Origin of the sequence: Phytoactinopolyspora halophila (assembly GCF_003287285.1) — a bacterium.
Taxonomy (GTDB): Bacteria; Actinomycetota; Actinomycetes; order Jiangellales; family Jiangellaceae; genus Phytoactinopolyspora_A; species Phytoactinopolyspora_A halophila.
In genome coordinates this window covers 1-21144 of record NZ_QMIG01000025.1, presented here as the reverse complement: position 1 = coordinate 21144, position 21144 = coordinate 1, and the positions used below count along the sequence as shown (strand labels likewise).

Annotated in this window: 18 protein-coding genes; 3 read left to right on the top strand and 15 right to left on the bottom strand. The window is 68.3% G+C overall.

The features are described 5' to 3' along the window. Positions 1-137: 137 nt before the first annotated feature. The gene (locus DPM12_RS18555) at positions 138-1169 is read right to left on the bottom strand and encodes a nucleotidyltransferase family protein (RefSeq protein WP_281269674.1); all 1032 of its coding nucleotides are present in this window, start codon (positions 1167-1169) and stop codon (positions 138-140) included. A 325-nt stretch (positions 1170-1494) separates the two neighbouring features. On the opposite strand from DPM12_RS18555, the gene DPM12_RS18550 reads away from it, so the two are divergent. Next, positions 1495-2943: a helix-turn-helix domain-containing protein gene (locus DPM12_RS18550; RefSeq protein ID WP_112259846.1), complete on the top strand. Its 1449-nt coding sequence runs from the start codon at positions 1495-1497 to the stop codon at positions 2941-2943. A 124-nt stretch (positions 2944-3067) separates the two neighbouring features. Here DPM12_RS18550 and DPM12_RS18545 read toward each other — a convergent pair whose 3' ends face one another. Next, positions 3068-4039, bottom strand: coding sequence for an AraC family transcriptional regulator (locus tag DPM12_RS18545; protein ID WP_112259845.1), 972 nt, complete (start codon positions 4037-4039; stop codon positions 3068-3070). Between the two features lie 299 nt (positions 4040-4338). Between DPM12_RS18545 and DPM12_RS18540 the strand changes: the two genes are divergently transcribed. Further along, positions 4339-5712, top strand: a complete 1374-nt coding sequence (locus DPM12_RS18540) for a tryptophanase (protein WP_112259844.1) — start codon at positions 4339-4341, stop codon at positions 5710-5712. Positions 5713-5822: 110 nt separating this feature from the next. Here the strand turns inward: DPM12_RS18540 and DPM12_RS18535 are convergent, their stop codons facing one another. Next, a complete protein-coding gene (locus DPM12_RS18535; RefSeq protein WP_112259843.1) occupies positions 5823-6116 on the bottom strand; it encodes a helix-turn-helix transcriptional regulator in 294 nt (97 codons plus the stop codon). 288 nt (positions 6117-6404) lie between these two features. Between DPM12_RS18535 and tsrT the strand changes: the two genes are divergently transcribed. Next, positions 6405-8084, top strand: a complete 1680-nt coding sequence (gene tsrT, locus DPM12_RS18530; RefSeq protein ID WP_112259842.1) for a tryptophan 2-C-methyltransferase — start codon at positions 6405-6407, stop codon at positions 8082-8084. Here the strand turns inward: tsrT and DPM12_RS18525 are convergent. From DPM12_RS18525 to DPM12_RS18470, 12 genes are all read right to left on the bottom strand, one after another. Then, positions 8053-9270 (bottom strand): glycosyltransferase family 4 protein, encoded by a 1218-nt coding sequence (locus DPM12_RS18525; protein ID WP_112259841.1) that lies wholly within the window; start codon positions 9268-9270, stop codon positions 8053-8055. The genes tsrT and DPM12_RS18525 overlap by 32 nt on opposite strands. Further along, positions 9267-10862, bottom strand: coding sequence for a murein biosynthesis integral membrane protein MurJ (gene murJ / locus DPM12_RS18520; RefSeq protein ID WP_112259840.1), 1596 nt, complete (start codon positions 10860-10862; stop codon positions 9267-9269). Before murJ ends, DPM12_RS18525 begins: the two co-directional genes overlap by 4 nt. A gap of 142 nt (positions 10863-11004) precedes the next feature. Beyond that, entirely contained in the window at positions 11005-11883 is an 879-nt protein-coding gene (locus DPM12_RS18515) for a hypothetical protein (RefSeq protein ID WP_112259839.1), read from the bottom strand. A gap of 2 nt (positions 11884-11885) precedes the next feature. Continuing rightward, positions 11886-12962, bottom strand: coding sequence for a copper transporter (locus DPM12_RS18510; RefSeq protein WP_112259838.1), 1077 nt, complete (start codon positions 12960-12962; stop codon positions 11886-11888). Then, complete coding sequence (steA, locus tag DPM12_RS18505; protein WP_112259837.1) at positions 12963-14147, bottom strand: putative cytokinetic ring protein SteA; 1185 nt, start codon at positions 14145-14147, stop codon at positions 12963-12965. It abuts the gene before it with no gap. 2 nt (positions 14148-14149) lie between these two features. Next, the gene (locus DPM12_RS18500) at positions 14150-15967 is read right to left on the bottom strand and encodes a DNA repair protein RecN (protein ID WP_112259836.1); all 1818 of its coding nucleotides are present in this window, start codon (positions 15965-15967) and stop codon (positions 14150-14152) included. Between the two features lie 75 nt (positions 15968-16042). Further along, positions 16043-16948 (bottom strand): NAD kinase, encoded by a 906-nt coding sequence (locus DPM12_RS18495; RefSeq protein ID WP_112259880.1) that lies wholly within the window; start codon positions 16946-16948, stop codon positions 16043-16045. A gap of 71 nt (positions 16949-17019) precedes the next feature. Next, a complete protein-coding gene (locus DPM12_RS18490; protein ID WP_245951313.1) occupies positions 17020-17823 on the bottom strand; it encodes a TlyA family RNA methyltransferase in 804 nt (267 codons plus the stop codon). Positions 17824-17827: 4 nt separating this feature from the next. Further along, a complete protein-coding gene (locus tag DPM12_RS18485; protein ID WP_211659126.1) occupies positions 17828-18097 on the bottom strand; it encodes a hypothetical protein in 270 nt (89 codons plus the stop codon). A 68-nt stretch (positions 18098-18165) separates the two neighbouring features. Beyond that, positions 18166-19275 carry an HAD-IIA family hydrolase gene (locus tag DPM12_RS18480; protein ID WP_211659125.1) on the bottom strand — a complete coding sequence of 370 codons (1110 nt, stop codon included), beginning with the start codon at positions 19273-19275 and terminating at the stop codon, positions 18166-18168. Then, entirely contained in the window at positions 19272-19679 is a 408-nt protein-coding gene (locus DPM12_RS18475) for a single-stranded DNA-binding protein (protein WP_112259834.1), read from the bottom strand. The genes DPM12_RS18480 and DPM12_RS18475 overlap by 4 nt, the downstream gene beginning before the upstream one ends. A gap of 190 nt (positions 19680-19869) precedes the next feature. Then, a complete protein-coding gene (locus DPM12_RS18470; RefSeq protein WP_112259833.1) occupies positions 19870-20769 on the bottom strand; it encodes a hypothetical protein in 900 nt (299 codons plus the stop codon). Between the last annotated feature and the right edge of the window lie 375 nt (positions 20770-21144).

Here is a 21144-nt window from a genome sequence, read left to right as displayed (position 1 = left end):
TCTCATGCTGGGCCTCATAGCCCCCTCTCGGCGTCACTTGCCGCGTACCTCGTGCTCGCGTACCTCGTGTTCCTGGCTGGCGACCATTGCCGCTCGCGTGTTGCGGGGCGCATGTGTGGTGCCCGCCCGTGCCCGGATCAGATCTGACCCCGGGCACGAGCCAGCTCGTCCGGACGGCCGATATCCTGCCACTGATCGCGAAGCGACCACAGCGCGACCGGTTCCCCGCGCGTCAAGCAGTCGTCGAACAGCTTCGTGATCGGAAATAGCGTGAACGGCGGTATGCGCTCGAGCAGGTACGGTTCGAGCACGTAGATACCCGCGCTCACCGGCCACGCCGACGTCGGTTTCTCCGCGATTCGTTCGAGCCACGTGCCGTCGCCTTCCAGCACGCCGTACGGCACCTGATGCTGGTACTCGCTGGTAGCGATCGTCGCGACGGCGCCGGACTGCTGGTGGGTGTCGAGCATGTCGCCGACCGCGAACCCGGTGACCAGATCACCGTTCATCACCATGAGGGGCACCTGTGGCGACATGCCCTGGTCGTACAGCAGCCGCAGTGGCCCTCCGGTGCCGAGCGGGCGATCGGGATCCTCCCTGAGGTATTCGATCTCGCACCCCAGTGCCGATCCGTCGCCGAAATGCTCCTCGATCATCTCACCCAGATAGTTGATCGCGAGGAAGATCCGGGTAATACCTTCACCCACCAGGTGCAGAATCAGCCGCTCCAGGATCGGGCGCCCGGCAACCGGCAACATCGGCTTGGGAATGTCATTCGTCAGCGGAGCCAGCCGGCTTCCACGCCCGCCGGCCATCACCACTGCCCAGTTGTCGCGACGCGGGCCACCGATGATCCGGTCGTGCACGTGAACCCCGCGAACCCGGCCGTTCTCGTCGACCACCGGCACCTCGGAGACGCCCAGGGCGCTCATGACGTCGAGCACCTCCGCCCGCCCGCAATCCGGGGGAACCGTCGTGACGGGATTCTGGACCAGCTCACCCGCCGGGTCGTCGAGGTCCGAACCGCCGACCAGTGCCTTGCGCATCACCGCCTGGTCCAACACTCCCAGGAGGCGATCATCGTCATCGACGACGACCACCCCGTCGACGCCATGTTTCTCGATCACCGTCAGGCAATCCCGAATCGATGCCCACGGATGAGTCACCATGTCGGGCAAACCGACCCCATTTCGACGCATCGCCGTCCCTCTTTCATGTGGCTGGTGACAGACATCTGAATCTCGCCGCCAGGTCCACACTCACGCCCTGCTGCCAGGCGAGCCAGGGGGCGAGTTCCCCAGCCTCACCGGCCACGTGGGCTCGCTCGAGGAACACTCGAAGGTGGAACGAAACCCCAGGCAGATCGGCATTCCGATACTGGACAGCGGACGACGTTAATCGCACCACCGCACATGTCGTCAGGGTCGTAACGTCACCCCATGTGAAGCCTGCCAACCCCGGAACCGGCAGGCACGCTAGGGGAGGGTTTCTTTGATGGTCACCACCGTAGACCGACCGATCGGACAGATGATCCGTACCGCCCGCCAACGCCTCGGCATGAGCCAGTACGCGCTGGCCGAACGCCTCGCCACCATATCGGGCAAGCCGACGATGGGTAGGGATCGTGTTGCGCGCTGGGAACGTGGGCGGCAAGTTCCACGTGCAGAATGGCGGCGGTGGCTGTCCGCCGTGCTCGAGGTACCGCAAGAACAGCTCGACGCAGGGGCCGCCGCCACGCGCCGGCAGAACCGGCTCGGCAGCGCCGCTATCGCGACTCCCCCGTCACACGCTCCCAAGACCACGCGCCGCATGCAGGGTACCCCCGCACTGCTGCCGATCTTTCGCTCCCGTGTCGCAGCGGGCGTACTCGCCGCGACCTTGCTCAACCCGGAACGTGCCTTCAGCCTCACCGAACTGGCCGAACACGCCGGGGCATCACTCGCCTCGGTCTCGAAGGAGGCCGAGCTGCTGGCCGATGCCGGTATCCTCACCACCCGCAACGAGGGCGCCATCCGGCTGACGCAGGCGGCGTCCAACACCCCCGTGCTCGCGCCACTCACCGAGCTCATCCGGCTGACGTATGGAGTTCCCCAGGTCATCGCCGAGGAGTTCGGTCACGTGCGCGGGGTCGACCGGATCGCGCTGACGGGGTCTTGGGCCGAGCGATTCGCCGGCATCGTCGGGCCAGAACCTCACAAGGTACAGCTGCGGCTGATCGGGGATCCGCACCACAAGCCACATCACCAGGCCCTGTCCGGAGCCGCCGCACGGGCATCGCGCCGGCTCCGGCGCCCGGTGGAATTCCGGGTCGTCCCTGCTCCGCCGAGCAAGGCCGAACACGGGACCCACACGTCATCGACGGCGCTGGCCCAGCCGGCTCCACCGCCGGCACCGGCACGCGCGTCGAACGTGCCGCACCAGCGCCAGCAGAGCCCGCTCGTTCACGTGGAACCAACACCACCACCGGCAGGACCGCAGGCCACGCCAGATTACCGTGCGCCGGGCGCGGAGAGTATCGATCAGCTCGTCGAGACCCGCCAGCTTGAGCTCATCGGCGGTGCGGCTGCGGATGAGAGCCCGTACCTCGACCTCGCCGCGAACCACCTGTCCGCGGCCGAGCAAGTGGTGGGTTCCGCTCCCGGATCGGCGTTCATCCTGCTCTGCCAGGCGGCGCAGCTGATCGGCTCGGGCCTGCTGGCGGCCCAGGGGCTACGCCCGGCGCCGGGCACCGACACCGCGGTCATCACCCGGGCAGTCACGGCCCAGTTCGGCGCCCAGTTCGCGCAGATCGAGCGATTGCGCCAGCGCATGCTGGTGCTGAACACACCAGTGGGCCGCGACAATCGCGTCACTGCCGACGATGTCAACGCTCACTTGCCAGCGATACGGGAGATGCTGTCCAAGGCCCGCGACATCGTGCCCGAGCTCGCCCTGTACACCTAGCCGAGCGAAACCGGAATGGCCGGATGGCCAGGCTTCGCTGATCGTCAACGATCGCCCACATGGACATGTTCACCGTCGTCAATGATCGCGCGGGCGCGCGTGGCGGGGTCGAGCTCCACATCGATCAGCGCCGCAACGTGTCCGACGGCATCTCGCCGAACCGCTCGCGGTACACGATCGAGAACCGCCCGATGTGCCCGAAGCCCGCACCGCGGGCGATCTGCGCGACGGTGGACGTGTCCGGATGGGCTGCCCGCAGTTCCTCCCAGGCCCGCTTGAGCCGCACATCCGTCAGATACGCTTTCGGGCTCATGTCGAGATGTTCGACGAAGGCCGCGTGCAGCGTGCGCTCGCTGACGTTGGCGGCACGTGCCAGGCTGGTCACGGAGTGGCGGTACTCCGGATGGGCCTCGATCAGCTCGCGCGCCACGTTCACCGGGCGCGACGAGACGGTCGTGGACGGGGTCTCGTTCAACACCTCGGTGTAATTGTGCGGCTGGGCCATCAGCAGACCCGTGGTGAGCGAGTGCTCGATCGTGTCCGCAGCGCTCTGCAACGAGTACTCCTCTTGATCAAGGCCGCTGATCAGGTGGCGGAACTTGCGAGCCCACAGCGCACCGGCACCCTTGCTCACGTCGAACTCCGGCTCGAAGACCAGGGGCTCCCACAGCGGCCTGCCCAGCATGTCCCGCAGCCTCGAATGCAGCGCCGTGCGCTCGATCCGCAAGATCAATTGTGCGCAGTCACGCGTCCACATCTGTTGCAAATGCTCGGTCGGTGAGATCACCGTCGCGAGCCTCGCCGTCGAGAAGATCTTCCGATCGAGGTAACGGACAAGGCTGCGCCCGGACAGCGGCACCTGCACGACGTAGAAGGAACCGAGCGGTCCAGGGTCGATCGACACGTCGCCGCCGTACCGGAGATAGTTCACCGAGATGAGGCCGAGCCGCCGCGAATGCATCCTCGTCGCCAGCTGCGTCGCCCCGCCGAAGAAGTCGAGCCGGTGGTCGCAGAACACGCTGGCCACGCCCTCCCGGGCGTGATCGAGATCGTCCGCTCGAAACAGCTCGTAACGCTCCAAGGGCAAGGTAGACATGACCCCTCCGCATCCGCCGCGTCCGTCCCACCATGCCTTGGTTCCATGCCGACATTCCAGAACAGGTCCACGGGGGCCAGACCGCCTTGTGTCAATGCGCGTGATCGAGTAGAAACCAACGATAGCCGAACAATGACCAAGCGTCACCTATCGTGACATTCGGTCGTGCACGAGGTCCGCTCGCGAGAATGTACTCTGGCCCCTCCCATAGCAGCGACGGATCGCGCAGACTTGGCAGCGTCCCGTCGTGATCGCAGCACCGGGCCCGTGACCATTCGCCCTGGAGGAGGGACTGGCACATGCCGGCATTCATGGAGCCATTTCGCATCAAGGCCGTCGAACCCATTCCCTTCCCGGACGAACAGCAGCGCCGGGACACGCTCATCGCGGCTGGTTATAACCTCTTCCGGGTTCCCGCATCACAGATCACGATCGACCTGCTGACCGACTCCGGCACCAGCGCCATGTCCGCGGCCCAGTGGTCGGCGCTGATGACCGGCGACGAGTCGTACGCCGGCGCGCGCTCGTTCGAGCAATTCGAGGCCGTCATGCAGGAGCTGACCGGCTATCCCGAGATCATCCCGGCTCATCAGGGCCGGGCTGCCGAGCGCATCCTCCTGGGCAGCGTGCTGGGCCCGGGCGACGTCTCGCTCGCCAACACGCATTTCGACACCACGCGCGCGTCGGTCGAGTCGATTGGCGCCACGGCCGTCGATCTCCCGGTGACCGCGGACCCGGACACACCCTTCGGCGGGGACATCGACCTCGCGGCCTTGAAAGAGTTCCTCGACGCCCCGCACGGCACCAATGTGCGCTGCGTCGTCATGACCGTGACCAACAACGCTACCGGCGGCCAGCCGGTGTCGCTCACCAACCTGACCGCCGTCCGGCGGTTGTGCGACGAGCACGGCATACGCTTCCTTCTCGACGCGTCCCGGTTTGCGGAGAACGCCTATCTCCTCACCCAGCGCGACCCGGAGTGCCAGGCGCTGACGCCACGCCAGGCCGCACAGACGATCTTTTCTCTCGCCGACGGCTGCTGGGCCAGCCTGAAAAAGGATGGCGTGGCCAACATCGGGGGCGTCATCGCGCTGCACGACGCCGAGATCGCACGTCGGTGCCGCGATCGCCTGATCGAGACCGAAGGGTTCCCCACGTACGGGGGGCTGGCCGGCCGCGATCTCGCCGCACTCGCACAGGGACTCACGGAGGTCACCGATCCGCAGTACCTGCGTTACCGCGAGCAGACTGCCCGGTGGTTCGGCGATCAGCTGGAAGACGCCGGCTTTCCGGTAGTCCGCCCCACCGGGTGCCACGCCGTTTACATCGACGCGGCACGGTTGCTGCCACACCTGTGCCCTCAACGGCTCCCCGCAACCGCGCTGGCCAACCAGCTCTACCTCGCCGGCGCCGTCCGGGTATCGGAGCTGGGAACGCTCGTTTTCGGTATACCTGGTTCGAACGGTGAACCCGACCGTCCCGCTCCACGCGAACTCGTACGGCTGGCCCTCCCCCGGCGCGTCTACACCAAGAGCCACCTCGAATACGTCACCGACGTCGCCGCGCGAATCGCCGAGAGCCCGGATGAGGTGCCCGGCTACCGGATCACCGAACAGGCAAGCACGCTGCGCCATTTCACAGCCGTACTCGAACCGATCACCAGCGGCCGTTGATGAGCGCCACAGAACGCGCATCCGGACAGCGCGGCGAAGCGCGACGGAAACGCGCACCCAAAACCGCTCGACGAGCACGGGGGAACGCGTAGCCGTGCCCGCTCCCCGGTTCACACCTCGGGCGGCTCCCGAGGTTCGGGAACCGCCCGCTCGCCGCGGATGCGGCGGGTTTGCCGGGCCGCCGTCGTCAGTTCGTCGACGGGCAAGCCGAGCACATCACCGATCCACGATCGCAACCGAGGCCGCGGGATGCGCTTGCCGCTTTCCCACCGCTTCACCTGATCGCGCGTCACCGTGCGCTTCCCGGACCTCCGGGCGAGCTCAGCAGCGAGTTCGGCTTGGCTGTAGCCATGGTCGACGCGTGCGCGCCTGATCATCTCACCGATGCACTCGCTGGTGTCCACCCCTTCATCCCTCACCTCCGCGGTCGGTCTCCACCCGGGACCTCACCTTAGAAACCAGGCCGCGCGGCGTCAGTCCATGCAGTGCGGGATGGTGTCCGTTTTCTGCGTCATGCCGCGCAGCCCTACGTCGCACCGCGGTGTGCCGAATATTGGCCCCTATACATCCCGTCCGCATCCTGCAACGATCGCGGGGAGATTCGACGTAACCCACAGTTACCAAGATCCCGATCGTGCCCTGGCACGTATCCGACGAACGACGACGGAGCGAGCGAGGAGCTGACTGCCGCGATGCCACACACGGCCGCATCCACCGGCCTCGTCACGCTGGTGAACCCCAACCTGGTTCACCCGCCCATCGGCCCGTATGCGCTGGACATCCTGACAACCTCCCTGGAGGCTGCCGGTTTCGACGTCGACGTGCTCGACCTCACCATGAACCGCGAGCGATGGTCGCAAATGATCGCCGACTACTTCGCACACCGCGCTCCACTCCTGGTCGGTGTCACCATACGTAACACCGACACCATCTATCCCCAGGAACAACGCGTGTTCCTGGACTCCCACCGGCAGATCATCTCCGAGATTCGTCGCCACTCGCGGGCGCCCGTCGTCGGCGGTGGCGTCGGGTTCTCGTCGATGCCGTTCGCGCTCGTCGACTACTTCGACCTCGAATTCGGCGTGAAAGGACCCGGGGAGGTCACCATCGTCGAACTCGCCACCGCGCTGGCCGCGGGCGAACCCGCATCGTCGGTCCCAGGTCTGATCATCAACGAATCCGGCCGGGACGTGTACCAGGTCGCGCACACCAGCCAGCTCGTCTCGCTCGGACGGGCCGCCCTGGTCAATCGGTCCACGCCATACGTTCGCCGATCGGGGACGCCGCTCAAGGTGGACAACCTCGAGTACTACCGGCGCGGCGGCCTCGGGAACATCCTCACCAAGAACGGCTGCACGTTCGCCTGCTCGCATTGCGTCGAACCCGATGCCAAGGGCAACCAGTTCGCCCGCAGGGCCGAGGACGCCGTCGCCGACGAACTGGAGATGCTGACCGCTCAAGGTGTCCACGACGTACACACCACGGACAGCGAGTTCAACCTCAACATCGCCCACAGCAAGGCCATCCTCCGCGAGATCGCCCGGCGCAAGGAGGCCGACCGGGCGTCGCCCCTCCACCGGTTACGGCTGTGGATCTATGTCCAGCCCGCGCCGTTCGACGCGGAGTACGCCGAGCTGCTGGCCGCGGCGGGCTGCGCGGGCATCAACGTCGCGCCCGATCATGTGCGAGAAGACGTACTCAACGGCTGGAAGGTCACCGGACGGGGCAGCCGCTTCTACACGTTCGACGACGTGCACCACCTGTGCCAGCTGGCCCGCGAGCACGGGATGCTCACCATGGTCGAGGCGCTGCTCGGCATGCCCGGCGAGACCGAGGAGACCATGCGGGCATGTGTGGACGGGCTGCAATCCCTCGACGCCACGGTGGTCGGATACACGCTCGGGATTCGCGCGTTCCCTTACTCACCGCTCGGCCGGTACCTCGCCGCGTCCAGCGACGGCAGACACCACGTGCGTGGAGTGCAGTCAAACACCGCGACCGGCCCGATACTGCTCAGCCCGCTCGCCAAGTGCGAGAGCATCGCCCACTACGAACGGCAGTTCATGTTCGACGCGTCCGGCAACTTCCGGCCGGTGTTCTTCTTCTCGCCCGACCTGCCCGACGGCGGCGCGGAGCCCGCACCGGATCACCGCTGGACCCGCAGCATCGACCTGCTGTGGGAATGGGTTCCCGAGCACGATCGGCACCGTGTCATGCTGCCCACCGCGCCAGGTCTGAGCGAAGACGACAACAACTACGCCGACAACCCGTTCCTCACGCGGCTCACCGAGCTCGGCTACACGGGAGCATTCTGGTCACACTGGCGCGACCGCGAGGAGATCATGGCCACCGAGCCTGCCGGGGCGGCGTGAGCGGGATCCGGGCGAGCTCGGCGTAGATCTCGGCCAGCTGACGCGCCGTCTCGTCCTCATCCGGCCACTGCCGGGCGCGTTGCCTGCCACGTTCGGCCAGCTCGCGCCCGCGAGCCGGATCGTCGAGCAACGCCTCGACCGCGCCGGCCACCGCCTCCGGCGAACCGACCGGCACCAGCATCGCGTCGTCGCCGACGAGCTCGGGAAGGCCCCCGACCGCCGTGCACACGACCGGCACGCCAGCCAGCATGGCCTCTTGCACCACCAGAGCACGAGCCTCCCAGCGGGAGGTGATGGCATAAACGTCCGCCGCGGCGAGCAGGTCGGCGACGTCGTCGCGGCGGCCGAGAAACCGCACATCCACCCGTGCATCCTCGGCGGCCCGGCGCAACCGCCCGAGATCAGGCCCGTCACCAGCGATGACAAGCAACGGCCGCGGCTCGCGCAGCGCCCAATGTGACGCCGCGGCCAGCAACGTGTCGTAGTCCTTCTGCGGGGCCAACCGCCCGACCGCGAGCACCACCGGGCGATCTCCAGCCCCAAGCTCCGCACGCACCTCGTCCCTCGTGCGCTGTGGTGCACCCGTGGCCGGTGCCGCCACCGGGGCCAACCGCGCATCCGGCGCGCCCAGCACGCGTGCACGCTGCACCAGGTCGGCAGAGGCACCCAGCGTCACGTCGGCGCGGCGCGCGGCCAGCCGCTCCAGCCCGGAGAGCACAGCTCGGCGGGGCGCGCTGCCCAGGAGTGCGTTGTGCCAGGTGGCGACGAGTGGTGTACGTCCGTGCCGGCGCCGCCCCAGGGCCAGCCCGACCAGTGCGGCCGCCCGGAACCCGTGGGCGTGCACGACATCCGGCCGGGGCACCCCACCAGGACGCTCGCCGCCATCCCCGCTATCCCCGGCGTCGTCGACGCCTCGCACGACGGCACGCAGCTGGCGGATCGCCTCGAAATCGTGGCGGGGTCGTGGCCGGGTGAAGATTTCGACGGGTGTGAATCCCACGCCGCCGTCGCTCTCGCCGCGTGCTGCCATGTCGGCGAAACCGAAGCTCTGCCCCGTAGCGGCCGGAGCGACCACGTGCGGGCGCACCCCGAGTGCCGGCAGCCTGTCGACGACGGAACGGACGTGCGCTCCTACCCCGCCGCTACTCGTCGACAGCACGACTGTCACGCGCAACGGAGATCTCATCGCCTCAGAACCGCCGAGAACGCTTTGCGATCGGTCACCATCAGGATTCCCCCCACGACCACGGTAGCTGCGAGGGCCGAGACTACCCCGGCACCGATGATCGAGCCAGCGCCGTCGCCGGTGATCCGTTCCCCTACCCACCAGCCTGCGGCACCACCCAGGATCGCGCCCACGACCACGCCGCCCAGCAACCTGCCCACACCAGCAAGCGCCGCACGTCCCGAATCACCGACCACCGCCCGGATCAACAGGATTCCCGCCAATGTCATCCCTAGCGAGTGTGCCGCGCCCAGAGCCGCCGTAACCCGTTCCGCGTGCACGATCCCGGCCAGTACCACCGCCGCCAGCACCACCAGCAGCCACCCGCTCGCCATGGCGGTGGCCGCGACGCGCCCCCTCCCCCGTGCATACAGCGCGCGGCCCAGGTGAGCGACCAGCCCGTACCCCAGCAGCCCGGGCGCGAAGGCGATGAGCGCCCACGCCATCCGCTCGGTCGGGACGTCACCCTGATCGAGGTATCCGAAGAAACGGGCGACCGGCCATGCGGTCGCCACCAGCACCGCGGCGCCCGCGCCCGAGGCCGCGAGGACAGCTCTCGTCGATCCGGCCAGCGTGCGCGCGTAACCGTCCGGATCTCCCTCCGCCGACGTCGCCAGCCGCGGAAACGCCGCCGTCGCGATCGGCACGGCCAGCACGGCATACGGCAGCAGGTAGACCATCCAGCTGTTCAGAAACGTGACCGCGCCACCGGTGCCGGCATGCTCGTTCGACATTAGATACGAGGTGAGATACGCCAGCTGCTGCGCCGTCAGCGTGGCCAACCCGGCACCGGCCAGGCCGGCCGCCCGCCGGCCGGTACCTGGCGGGAACGAGAGGGTCGGGCGCAGCCCCGTCACGCGCACCACCATCGGCACCAGGGTCACCAGAGCCAGGGCCAGGACGCCGACGGTGGTGCCTCCTGCCAGGAACAGTTCGGAGCGCCGATCCAACGTGGACAGCTCGTTGAGATCACCGGTGAAGACCCGGGCGAACGCCACGAACGCCGTGGCGACGACCACGCTGGACACGATCGGCGCCACGGCGGGCGCCAGGAACCTGCGGTGAGCTTGCAGGACGCCGACGGTCACGACGGCTATGCCGTACAGCGGGATCTGGGGAAGGAAGATCAGCAGCATGGTGCGACCGGCTTCCACGCCGTCGGCGCCGCCCCTGCCGCGCAGGATGAGTTCCGCGATCGGCCCCGCCAGCAATGCTCCCAGCAGCGCGACCGGTACGAGCACGACGAGTGTCCAGCCCAGCAGCGCCGATACGGTCTGGCGCACGTGAGAGGTGTCGCCGTGCGCCGCCGCGGCGGCGATCAGCGGAACGACGACGCTGGTGAGCGCGCCACCTGCGACGATTTCGAAGACGACGTTGGGTAGCGCGTTGATCGTCGCGTAAATCTCGCCGAGGACGGTCTGTCCGACCGTCGACTGGAACACGAGCTGGCGGCCGAACCCGACGATCCGGGAGACGACACTGATCACACCGATCAGCGCGGCACCACCGGCGATACCGGCGGTCACCCCCGTCGCGATCCGCTTCGCGCCCACCTACGGCTCCTCAGCGCGAGCGCCGACGCAACGACACACCCCGCCGTCAGAATGATCATGTTTGGTACGTTTTCTCGGGCCGTAACACGTCTGCAGCCGTGGTATGGCCCGAGAAAACGTACCAAACATGATCATTCGGAGATCACAGGCGGCGGCCGAGGTGGTCGAGATCACGCAACACGGGAGTGCTCTCGATGACCTTCGAGAAACTCACCTTCTCGCTGGCGAGAATCAACCCCGTCACCACCGCGAGATGTGCGAGCCGGGCACGCCGGCCCTCACCCGCCACCATCGCCAGACCAAGCAGGCCACCGAGCGCGTTCGCTCCGGCATCGCCGAGCATGGCCCGCTCCCCGAGATCGTCGGGAAACGCCGCCAACATCGCCCCCAGCGCCGACGCCCCGATTCCGGCACCGGGGCCACGCAAGACCAGCGGCGCATGCAGCAACGCCACCTTGCCAGCCCGGCCCGGTCGCAGGTCCAGGAGGTTGATCACGTTCGCGTGGCCCGCAATCGCCGCGCCGCCGATCACCGCGTCAACCGCCGAACGGCTCACCAGCGACGCGCCAGCCAGACCGGTCAAACCGATCATGCCCACCTTGACAGCACCGGTGGTGACGTTTCCCGAACGGAGCGCTTCCAGATGGCCCAGCAAACCCTTGCTCGACGAGTCCCCCAGCAGGTCGTCGTACAACCCGACCGCGCCGATCGCTAATGCCGTGCCGGCGCCAGCAATACGCAGCCGCGCATCCAGCCCGGGCGCGACGCTGGCTCCCGCCGCCGAGCCAATCGCCAGTGCCGGGCCGCCGACGAGGGAGACGGACTCGCCGTGGAAATTCTCCCGCGTCCACGAGGCCGCGGGCTCACCCGCCATGGATGCTGGCTCGTCGATCACCGGCGACGGCTCGGTGGAACGGCGCGGCACCTCGGGTGGTCGGCTCATCCAGCGCCGGGTCAGCGCCCATGTCGCCGCTCCAGCGACCGCACCGCACGTCACCAGTCCCGCAATGCGTCGTGCCACACTCACTGTTCATCACCCGCGTCAGCGCCGTCCTCTGCGTCGTCGGCGTCGTTACCGGCATCGCCGCTATCGGGTTCATCGCCGGAATCCTCCGAGCTATCGTCAGACTCGCCATCCGAGCCGCCGGACTCGTCGGACTCGCCCCCCGGCACCGGCGGTAGCGCGCCGTCGATGTCGCCCACGATGCCATAGTGTCCCACCGAGTCGTGCTGCTGCTCGGTCAGCGCGAAGACCACCGCGACCCGGCCACTCGGCAGATCGCCGACGTCCACCGTGGAGACGTCCTCCCCGACATCACCGTTGCGCAGCGCCGTCAGCAGGCCGCCCTCGGCGGTGCTCGACGGACCGGCCAGGACGACGCCGTCGCCGTACTCGTCCAGTGCCTGTGTCAGTGACGTCAACCGGACGTATCGCTCCTCGGCGTCATCACCCGACACGGGACCGGCGATCGCTACCGCCAGCGTCGGCGCCGTCGACGTATCCTGTTCGAGCTCGATCAGGTCGGCATCCTCGTACTCGGAGACCACCGTGGTGTCCACCGTCTGCGGGGCATCGTCCAGCCCATCCTCAGCGTCGGCGGGCCGGCTCAGCAGGGCCGACGCGAGGACCGTCGCGCCGCGGTCGAAGCCGTTGCCCTCTCCGAGCTCGGTTCCCGACGACACCAGGTCCGTGGCCAGCTGGTCGAGCACCGGCTCGGAATCCGGATCGGTCCAGCTCGGCTCGATCCGGATCAACAGTTCAGCGGTGGCGCCCGAGTTCTGGAGGGCTTCCTGGACATCGGTCACGATCTGATCCTCCGCGCCCGGCAGCGCGATCACCGCGACGTTCTCGCCTTCTAGCTGCTCGGCCACCAACCGCGGCGTCACCTCGTTGACGAAGGCCTCCTGGTACGCATGTTCTTCATTCGCGGTGTCCAGCTCGTCGTGCAACCGCCGGTTCTCTTCGCGAAGCTGTGACGTCTGGTCGGCCAGCGTGTCGTCGATCGTCTCGCTCAACGGGCCGGCGCCGAGCACGATGCCGGTAGCCAACGCGAAGAAGATCGCAATGATGGATACCAGGTGGTAACGGAAGTCGATCACTTAGAACAGTCCTCGAATCCAGTAGAAGAAACGGTCCCACCACGATCCCCCGATATCGAGGTAGGCCTGTCCGGTGGGCGTCGCGATGATCGCCGCGAGCACCGCTGCGGCACCGGCGACGACGAGAAGCCACAAGAGCCATACCGAGACCCGGCTACGATACAGCCGGCTGACACCCTTGGCGTCGACGAGTTTGCTTCCTACGCGCAGCCGGGTGAGGAACGTGCTCGCCATGCCGGCGCGACCCTTGTCCAGAAACTCGACCAGCGTCGCGTGCGTTCCCACCGCCACGATCAGCTGCGCTCCCTTGTGGTCGGCCAGCAACATGGCGACGTCCTCGCTGGTACCCGCGGCGGGAAACGGCACGCCGGAGAGGCCCATCCGCTCCAGGCGCCCGGTGCCGGGCGCGCGCCCATCCCGGTAGGCATGCACCACCAGCTCGGCGCCGCTGGTCAAGGCGTCGTCGGAGACGGAGTCCATATCCCCGACGATCATGTCCGGCGTCAGCCCGACCTCCAGGAGAGCGTCGGCTCCCCCATCCACGCCGACCAACAGCGGGCGGTATTCCCTGATGTACGGCCGCAGCGCCCCGAGATCGCCCTTGTAGTCGTACCCGCGCACGACGATCAGGACGTGCCGGCCCTCGAAGTTCGTCCGGACCTCCGGCACACCGACGCCGTCGAGCAGCAGGTCCCGCTCGCGTTTCAGGAACTCCATGGTGTTGGCGGCGAACGCTTCGAGCTGGGCGGACAACCCCTCCCGGGCGTCGTCCATGAGCGCGGCAAGGCTCTCGGTAGTGTGCCGTCGTCCCTGATCGATCGGCGCGCTGCCGTGCACGGAGTCGCGGTAGATCGTGTCGCCGTCGACCCGCAGGACCTCGCCCTCGCGTACCGCGTTGAACAGCTCCGGACCGACGTCGTCGATGAGGGGAATGCCCGCGTCGACGATGATGTCGGGCCCCAGGTTCGGGTACCTGCCGCTGACCGAGGGCCGCACGTTGACGACCGCGCCGACCTCGCGTTCGACTAGGGCCTCCGCGCTCACCCGATCCAGGTCCAGATGGTCGATGATGGCGATCTCACCAGGTTTGAGTCGCTTGGTCAGGTTCTTCGTTCGGTGATCCAGGCGCGCCACTCCGGACACTCCCGGTAAGTCGTCCGGCCGTCGCCGGCGCAACATGGGCATTCTCACGCTCTGCTCCTCATTCGTTCTGCCGCAGCCGCGGACAGCAGCTCCTCGGCATGGGCCTGGGCCGATGCCGAGTCCTCCTGCCCGGCCAGCATGCGCGACAGCTCTCGCACCCGCCCGGTGTCGTCGAGGGTTTGAACATCGCTGCTGGTCACACTACCGTCGTCGGATTTCACGACGGTGAGGTGGCGGTCGGCGAAGGCCGCCACCTGCGGCAGGTGCGTGACGACGAGCACCTGGGCATGCCGGGCCAGTGCCGCCAGCCGGCGGCCGACTTCCACGGCGGCTTTGCCTCCCACTCCGGCGTCGACCTCGTCGAAGACGAACGTCGGCACCGGATCGGCACCGGCGAACACCACCTCGATCGCGAGCATCAATCGCGACAGCTCACCACCCGAAGCGCCCTTGTCCAGCGGTCGCGGCTGGGCGCCGGTGTGGGCGCTGAACAGGATCTCGACATCGTCAGCCCCCTGCGGTCCGAGCTCCCCACGAGGGCGCACCTCGACCTGCACCCGGGCGTGCGGCATCGCCAGCGCGGTGAGCTCGTCACCCACCGCAGAGCTGAACTTCTCCGCGGCATCCGTTCGCGCCCGGGTGATGGTGCCGGCCAGCTCGGTGAGTTCGGCCGTGAGCTGATCTCGCTCGGCGCGCAGCGTGGCGACCCGTTCGTCATCGCCGTCCAGCTCGAACAGCCGCCGCGAACCGTGCTCGGCCCACGCGAGGACCGCATCGATCTCGCTACGCCCGGCCTCCGTCTCGCCGGGCTCGCCAGACGCCTCAGCAGGCTCGCCGGACGCCCCCGCGGGCCCGCCGGACGGCTCGCCGCGGCCGGCACCGGGACCGCCGTCGCCGTATTTGCGGATGAGGTCGGCCAGCGCCGCACGCCGTTCCTGCACCTCGGCCAGCCGTACGGGATCGGTGTCGATGTTGTTGGCGTACGAGGCGAGATCGGCCGCGATGTCACCCAGCAGGTAGGTCGCCTCGGCCAGCCGATCGGTCAAGGCGGACAGCTCCGGGTCGTGACCAGCTTCGGGTTCCAGCGCTTGCCGCGCGCTGCCCAGCAGCGTCAGCACATCGGCCTCGCCTGGTCCGGTCTCGTCCGCCGACAGTGCCCGGTGCGCCGTCTCCGCGGCGTTACGCAGGGCGTCAGCGTGGCCCAGACGTTCCTCCTCCGCGGCGAGCGCGACGTCTTCCCCCGGCTGGGGATCGACGCGCTCGATCTCGCCGAGACCGAACCGGAGCATATCGGCTTCTTGCGCGCGCTCGCGCGCGCGTGTCGTCACCTCGGTCAGCTCCGCCTCGACCGCTCGCAGCCGCTCATAGCGGTGCCCGTATTCGGCCAGCGGTTCGGCCACATCCGCGCCGGCGAAGCGATCCAGTGCCAGGCGCTGACGTGACGACCGCAGCAGCCGCTGCTGGTCGCTCTGGCCATGCACCGCGACCAGCTCCTCGGCCAGCTCCGCGAGCAGGCCAACCGGCGCGCCCCGCCCGCCAACGTGCGCGCGCGAACGGCCCCCGGCCGACAGCGTCCTGCTCATCAACAGCTCTCCGTCGTCGAGCTCCGCGCCGGCCTCGACGGCACGGACGACGGCGGGACTCTCCGGTTCGACCTGTAACCGGCCCTCGACAACAGCTCGATCCGCGCCTGCCCGGACCGCGCCGCCGTCGGCGCGACCACCCATGAGCAGGTTCAGACCGGTGAGCACCATGGTCTTACCAGCACCGGTCTCGCCGGTCACAACCGTCAAACCGGGTCCAAGCTCGAGTTGCGCGTCGTCGATGACGCCCAGCCCGCGGATCCGGATTTCGTGCAGCACGAGAATCCAGCCTAGCCGAAACGCCAGCGGTCACCGTGCCGGCAACGCGGACGCAACCACGCGAAGATGCCGAAGCTAGTCCCGGCGCCCGCGCCACCCCTCAACAGGGAGCCCGAACTTGGCCACCAGCCGATCCGTGAACGGGGCCTCGTGCAAGCGCGCCAGGCGAACGGGCCAGTGTCCACGGCGCACCTCCACGCGCGCACCAGGAGGGAGGTCGACCGCCCGGCGGCCGTCACACCACAACACGGCACCGGCCGTGCGCGGCTGCACGGTGACCGCCAGCTCCGACGACGGGGCCACCACCAGTGCCCGGGCGAACAGCGCGTGCGCGCTGATCGGCACCATGAGCAACGCTTCCAGCTCCGGCCAGACGATGGGACCGCCCGCGCTGAACGCGTAGGCCGTCGAGCCCGTCGGGGTGGCCATCACCACGCCGTCGCACCCCCACCGCGACAGTGCCCGGCCGTCAATCTCCGCGACCAGATCGAGCATCCGTTCCCGGCTCGCCTTCTCCACGCTGACGTCGTTCAGCGCCCACCCCTCGGCGAGCGTCACGCCATCCTGGCGGACGGTGACATCGACGGTCATGCGTTCTTCGACCACGTAGTCCCGCTCGACAACGTGATCGACGGTGAAACTCAGCGCATCGCGCTCGGCCTCGGCAAGGAACCCGATGTGACCGAGGTTGACACCCAGGATGGGAGTGCCCGTGGGGCGAGCGACCTCGGCACCGCGCAAGATGGTGCCGTCTCCACCGAGTACGACCACCAGTTCACAGTTCACGGCCGCGTCGGGAATGGCCTTGACGAGCTCCACCAGCCCGCCCAACGCACCCACGTGCAAGTCCGGCGCCTCCTCGGCGAAAACCTTGACGTTGATGCCCTGCTGGGCGAACAGCTGCGCCGCTTCCTTGGCGACGTTGCGGGCCTCCTGGCGTCCGGTATGGGTCACGAGCAGCACCGTCCGCTCGCTCTCCATTCCGCCGGATCCAGCTCCGGGCAACGACGCCTCCTCCGGCACCCGGGCGTGCTCCGGTTCCATGCTCGCGCTCACGTCGGTCCTTCCTCGACGGCGCGTTCCACCGTCGCCACATCCAGCTCGGGAGCTTCACGCTGGAGCCACAGGAAGTATTCGACGTTACCCGACGGTCCCGGCAGCGGGCTCGCGATCACCCCGCCCACGCCGAGCCCGAGTTCCGCGGCTGCTTCCGCCACCGACAGCACCGCTTCCGCGCGTAACGTCGGCTCGCGCACGACACCACCCTTGCCCACCCGCTCCTTTCCGACCTCGAACTGTGGCTTGACCATCAGCAGAAAGTCGGCCTCGGCCGTGGCGACCTCCCGCAACGGCGCCAGAACCAGGCACAGTGAGATGAAGGAGAGATCGGCGACGACCAGCTCGACCGGCATACCGACCCGCTCCAAAGTCAGGTCCCGCACGTTCGTGCGTTCGAGCACCTCGACTCGCTCGTCCGAGCGCAGTGGCCAGGCAAGCTGTCCGTAGCCGACGTCGACGGCGACCACCGCTGCGGCGCTGCGGCGCAACAGCACGTCGGTGAACCCTCCCGTGGAGGCACCAGCATCGAGACACCGGCGGCCGGCAACCTCGAGCCCGTCTGGCGCGAAAACGTCGAGCGCACCGGCGAGCTTGTACCCGCCACGGGAAGCGTACTCCTCGTGTGGCGGTTCCGATACGATCACGGCGGCCGCCGGATCTACCATGGTTGCCGCCTTGGTGGCTGGCATTCCGGCGATCTGGACTCGCCCCTCGGCAACGAGGGTGGCGGCGTGCTCGCGAGAACGCGCGAGCCGGCGCCGCACCAGCTCCGCATCAAGCCGGCGACGTGGCGCCACGTGGTCACCCCTGCCCGTCGCCCGCAGCAGCTGCATCGTTGGTCGTGGCGGCTGGCTCCACCGCTGCACCGTCCCCGACCTCGTCCTCGGGCTCATCCGCCAACCTCTCGTGCAATGCCTGGTGAGCTCGCTCGATCACGGATACATGCTCGTGCACCGGACGCTGGTCGAGGCCACGCAACGTCCGTAACGCCTCGTCGACCGCAGGATCGCCGGTATGGTTGCCGGTATTGTCGTCGGCCTGGCTCGTGCCGTTCGGGCTCTCGTCATGCATGAGAGTAACGCTAGTACGCCAACCCCACGGAATGGTCGGACTTCACCACGAACCGGCCGGGTGATGCGTCACAGGTGGCCACGACGGTCGCCTCCGCCGTTGCCGGAGCCGTCTCCGGCCATGCGCAGCACCCGGCGGATCGACTCGGCATCGATCTCACGCCGATACGCCCACGCCGCGCCGCAGACCGCACGTAACGCGTCGAGGTCGACACCGGAGGTCCCGAACTCTGGCACCTCGTCGGTGTCGGTCCCGTCTACGGCCGAGCGGTGCAGGTGCATCGTGCCGGCCTCGATCGTCGCCGTCCATCCACCACACTGGTCTCGGCCGGGCTCCACCCCGAGCTGGGGTGCCTGCTGGTGAAGTGCACGCAGATCAGCACCCACGTATGTCGGACGCAGCTGCGGCGGCGCCATGACAAGCTCTTCCGGCGACGTCACACCCGTCAGCACGAGCAGGCTGTCGCTGCCGGCGCGTCGTGCACCGTCGATGTCGGTGTCGAGCCGATCACCGACGACCAGGGGGCGGTGAGCGCCTGTACGTACCATTGCCTCACGATGCATCGGTGGTTCCGGCTTGCCTGCGACCACCGGATCGCGCCCGGTCGCCGCACGCACCGCATCCACCAGCGCGCCGTTTCCGGGCGCGACCCCACGTGCCGTCGGTATGGTGCGATCGATGTTGCTCGCCACCCACGGCAGCCCCCGGGCGACCGCATACGCCCCTTCAGCAAGGGCACGCCAATCCACGTCAGGGCTGAACCCCTGGACTACCGCCTGCGTGTCCTCCTCCAGGGACGTCACCGGTGCCAAGCCACGCTCGCGCACCGCCTCGTGCAGGCCAGCACCTCCGACCACCAGCACTCGCGCATCGCGAGGAAGTTGTTCCGCGAGGAGTCTCGCCGCCGCTTGGGCCGACGTGACCACCTCCTGCTCGCTCGCGTGAATACCGATGCGAGTGAGATGCGCGGCCACGATAGCTGGCGTCCGCGACGCGTTGTTCGTGACGAACGCCAGGCGCATGTCCCGCGCCCGCGCCTCACGTAACGCCTGGGCGGCATGCTCGACGGGTGCCTCACCGACATATACGACGCCATCGAGGTCGAGAAGCGCGACGTCATACATCTGCGCCAGCGTGCCCGCCTGCACGCGATTTTCCGTTGCAGCCTGCGTACTCACGTTGTCTCGTGCCCTTGCCGGTCCATTTGCTCAGGCTGCGATTCTCCCCCGGACGCTCGTGCCAACCGGAAACCCGTCTCCACTTCCACCTCGTATCGGTTACGCGGGCCGTCCTGCGCGCGCCAGAACCTGCGCCGCAGGGATCCCCGGACTTCGACGATGTCTCCGGCGTCCCACATACGAACGCGGCGGCGCGCGAGCGGATTCCACGCTGCGCACATGACGGTGTCGACCGACGGCCGACGACGTCGGCCATCCGAACCGGGCTGACGGCCGACGATGAGCCGGAGGTTGACCACCTCATCCCCGCTAGGCATCGCCGTGACCTTGGGCTCTGCCGCGACCCGGCCCACGAGTCTGACCTCATTGCGATGCTCGATCGCCGGCGCGAACGCAGCACTCATTGATTCCGCTCCTTCGACGAGAGACACGACGGGCCACAGCCCGTCGAGTTGATGTGTGCAACCATCGTCTGCCGTGGCTCGCCGGAGCGCTACTGGGTGCCGAGCAATTGTGGACAACACAGGTTTCGAACCGACCCTTGTGGACAACAGCGCCCCATGTCGGGCTGCCGATCTCCAGAACGCTACGCGCTCAGCCTGATGGCGCGAGCTGCGCCGCGCGTTCCGCCGCATCCGTCTCCGCGTCGGCGTCCGCCTCGGCGGCTCGCAGAAACCACCGATGCGCCTCCCGCTCGCGCCCGGAGGCTGCGAGCGCATCGGCATACGCGTACCGCAGCCGGGCGATCCACGGCTCCGTGGACTGCGAGCGCAACTCCGGCACTTGCAGCATGGCCGCCGCAGCGGCGTGCTCACCCAGGTCGCGACGAGCTCCGGCCGCCACGATGAGCATCTCCATCCGGCTTGCCGTATCCAGCGCCGTGACGGCCGGGTCCGAAGCCAAATCCAGCGCGCGTACGGGCCTGCCCAGGCCACGCTCGCAGTCGGCCATCATCGGCAGGTACTCCGCCGAGCCCGTCATTCTCCGCGCCGCGCGGAGCTCGGCCAGCGCATCCGAATACCGTCCGGCGCGATACGCTGCGATTCCCGCCGCTTCACGGACGATTCCGATCCGGGCGGCCTTCCGCCGTGCCGTCCGGGCATGCGCATATGCTGTCTCCGGATCTTCCTCCAGCAGCGTGCCGGCCATCACGAGGTGACGCGCCACCGTCTTCGCGACACCTCCGGGCAGGCCTCGGAGTTCGGCCCGGACGTGCTCGTCGAGCTCGTCGCCGGTGACATCCTCGTCGATCACCGGCTCGTCAGCTTTCTTCTCCCGCGTCTGCTCGCCCCGCCCACCCCGTGGGGCGGACGCGTCGCCGCGTCGACGCTCCTCACCGGGCCGTGGGCGGCCGCGCCCGTTGCCACGCGGGCCGCCGGAATCGTCGCGGCCACCACGGGCACCGTCCCGCCGTCCACGTTCCCCCGGCCGGGAACGGCCGCTCTCCGGTCGCTTGCCCTTGCCGTGTGGCGGCTCGTTCTGGTTCTCGCTCACCGCCGCTCACCGCTCGAGGCAGTCACGTGCCCGTTCTCGTCGTGCCATTTCGCCATCTTGCCTCCCCACCATGGCGCTGGAACCTCCGTTCCGCCGCACGCCATTCTCGCTCACCGGCGCATACCGGCCGCTCTGTCGAAATACCCACGGCCGCTGGCAACGATGCGCCAACACGCACAGTCTTACATGCGAGTCGTGTTGTCCGATTCGGGGTACATGCGTTCTCTTGTCACGATGCCCGGGCCGTGCTGGCGGTTCAGGTTCCGACAACAAATGAAAGGGGGCCACCCGCATGCGGGTGGCCCCCTTTTTTCTGAGTGTGTGGCCGGCGGTGTCCTACTCTCCCACCCTGTTTCCGGGGCAGTACCATCGGCG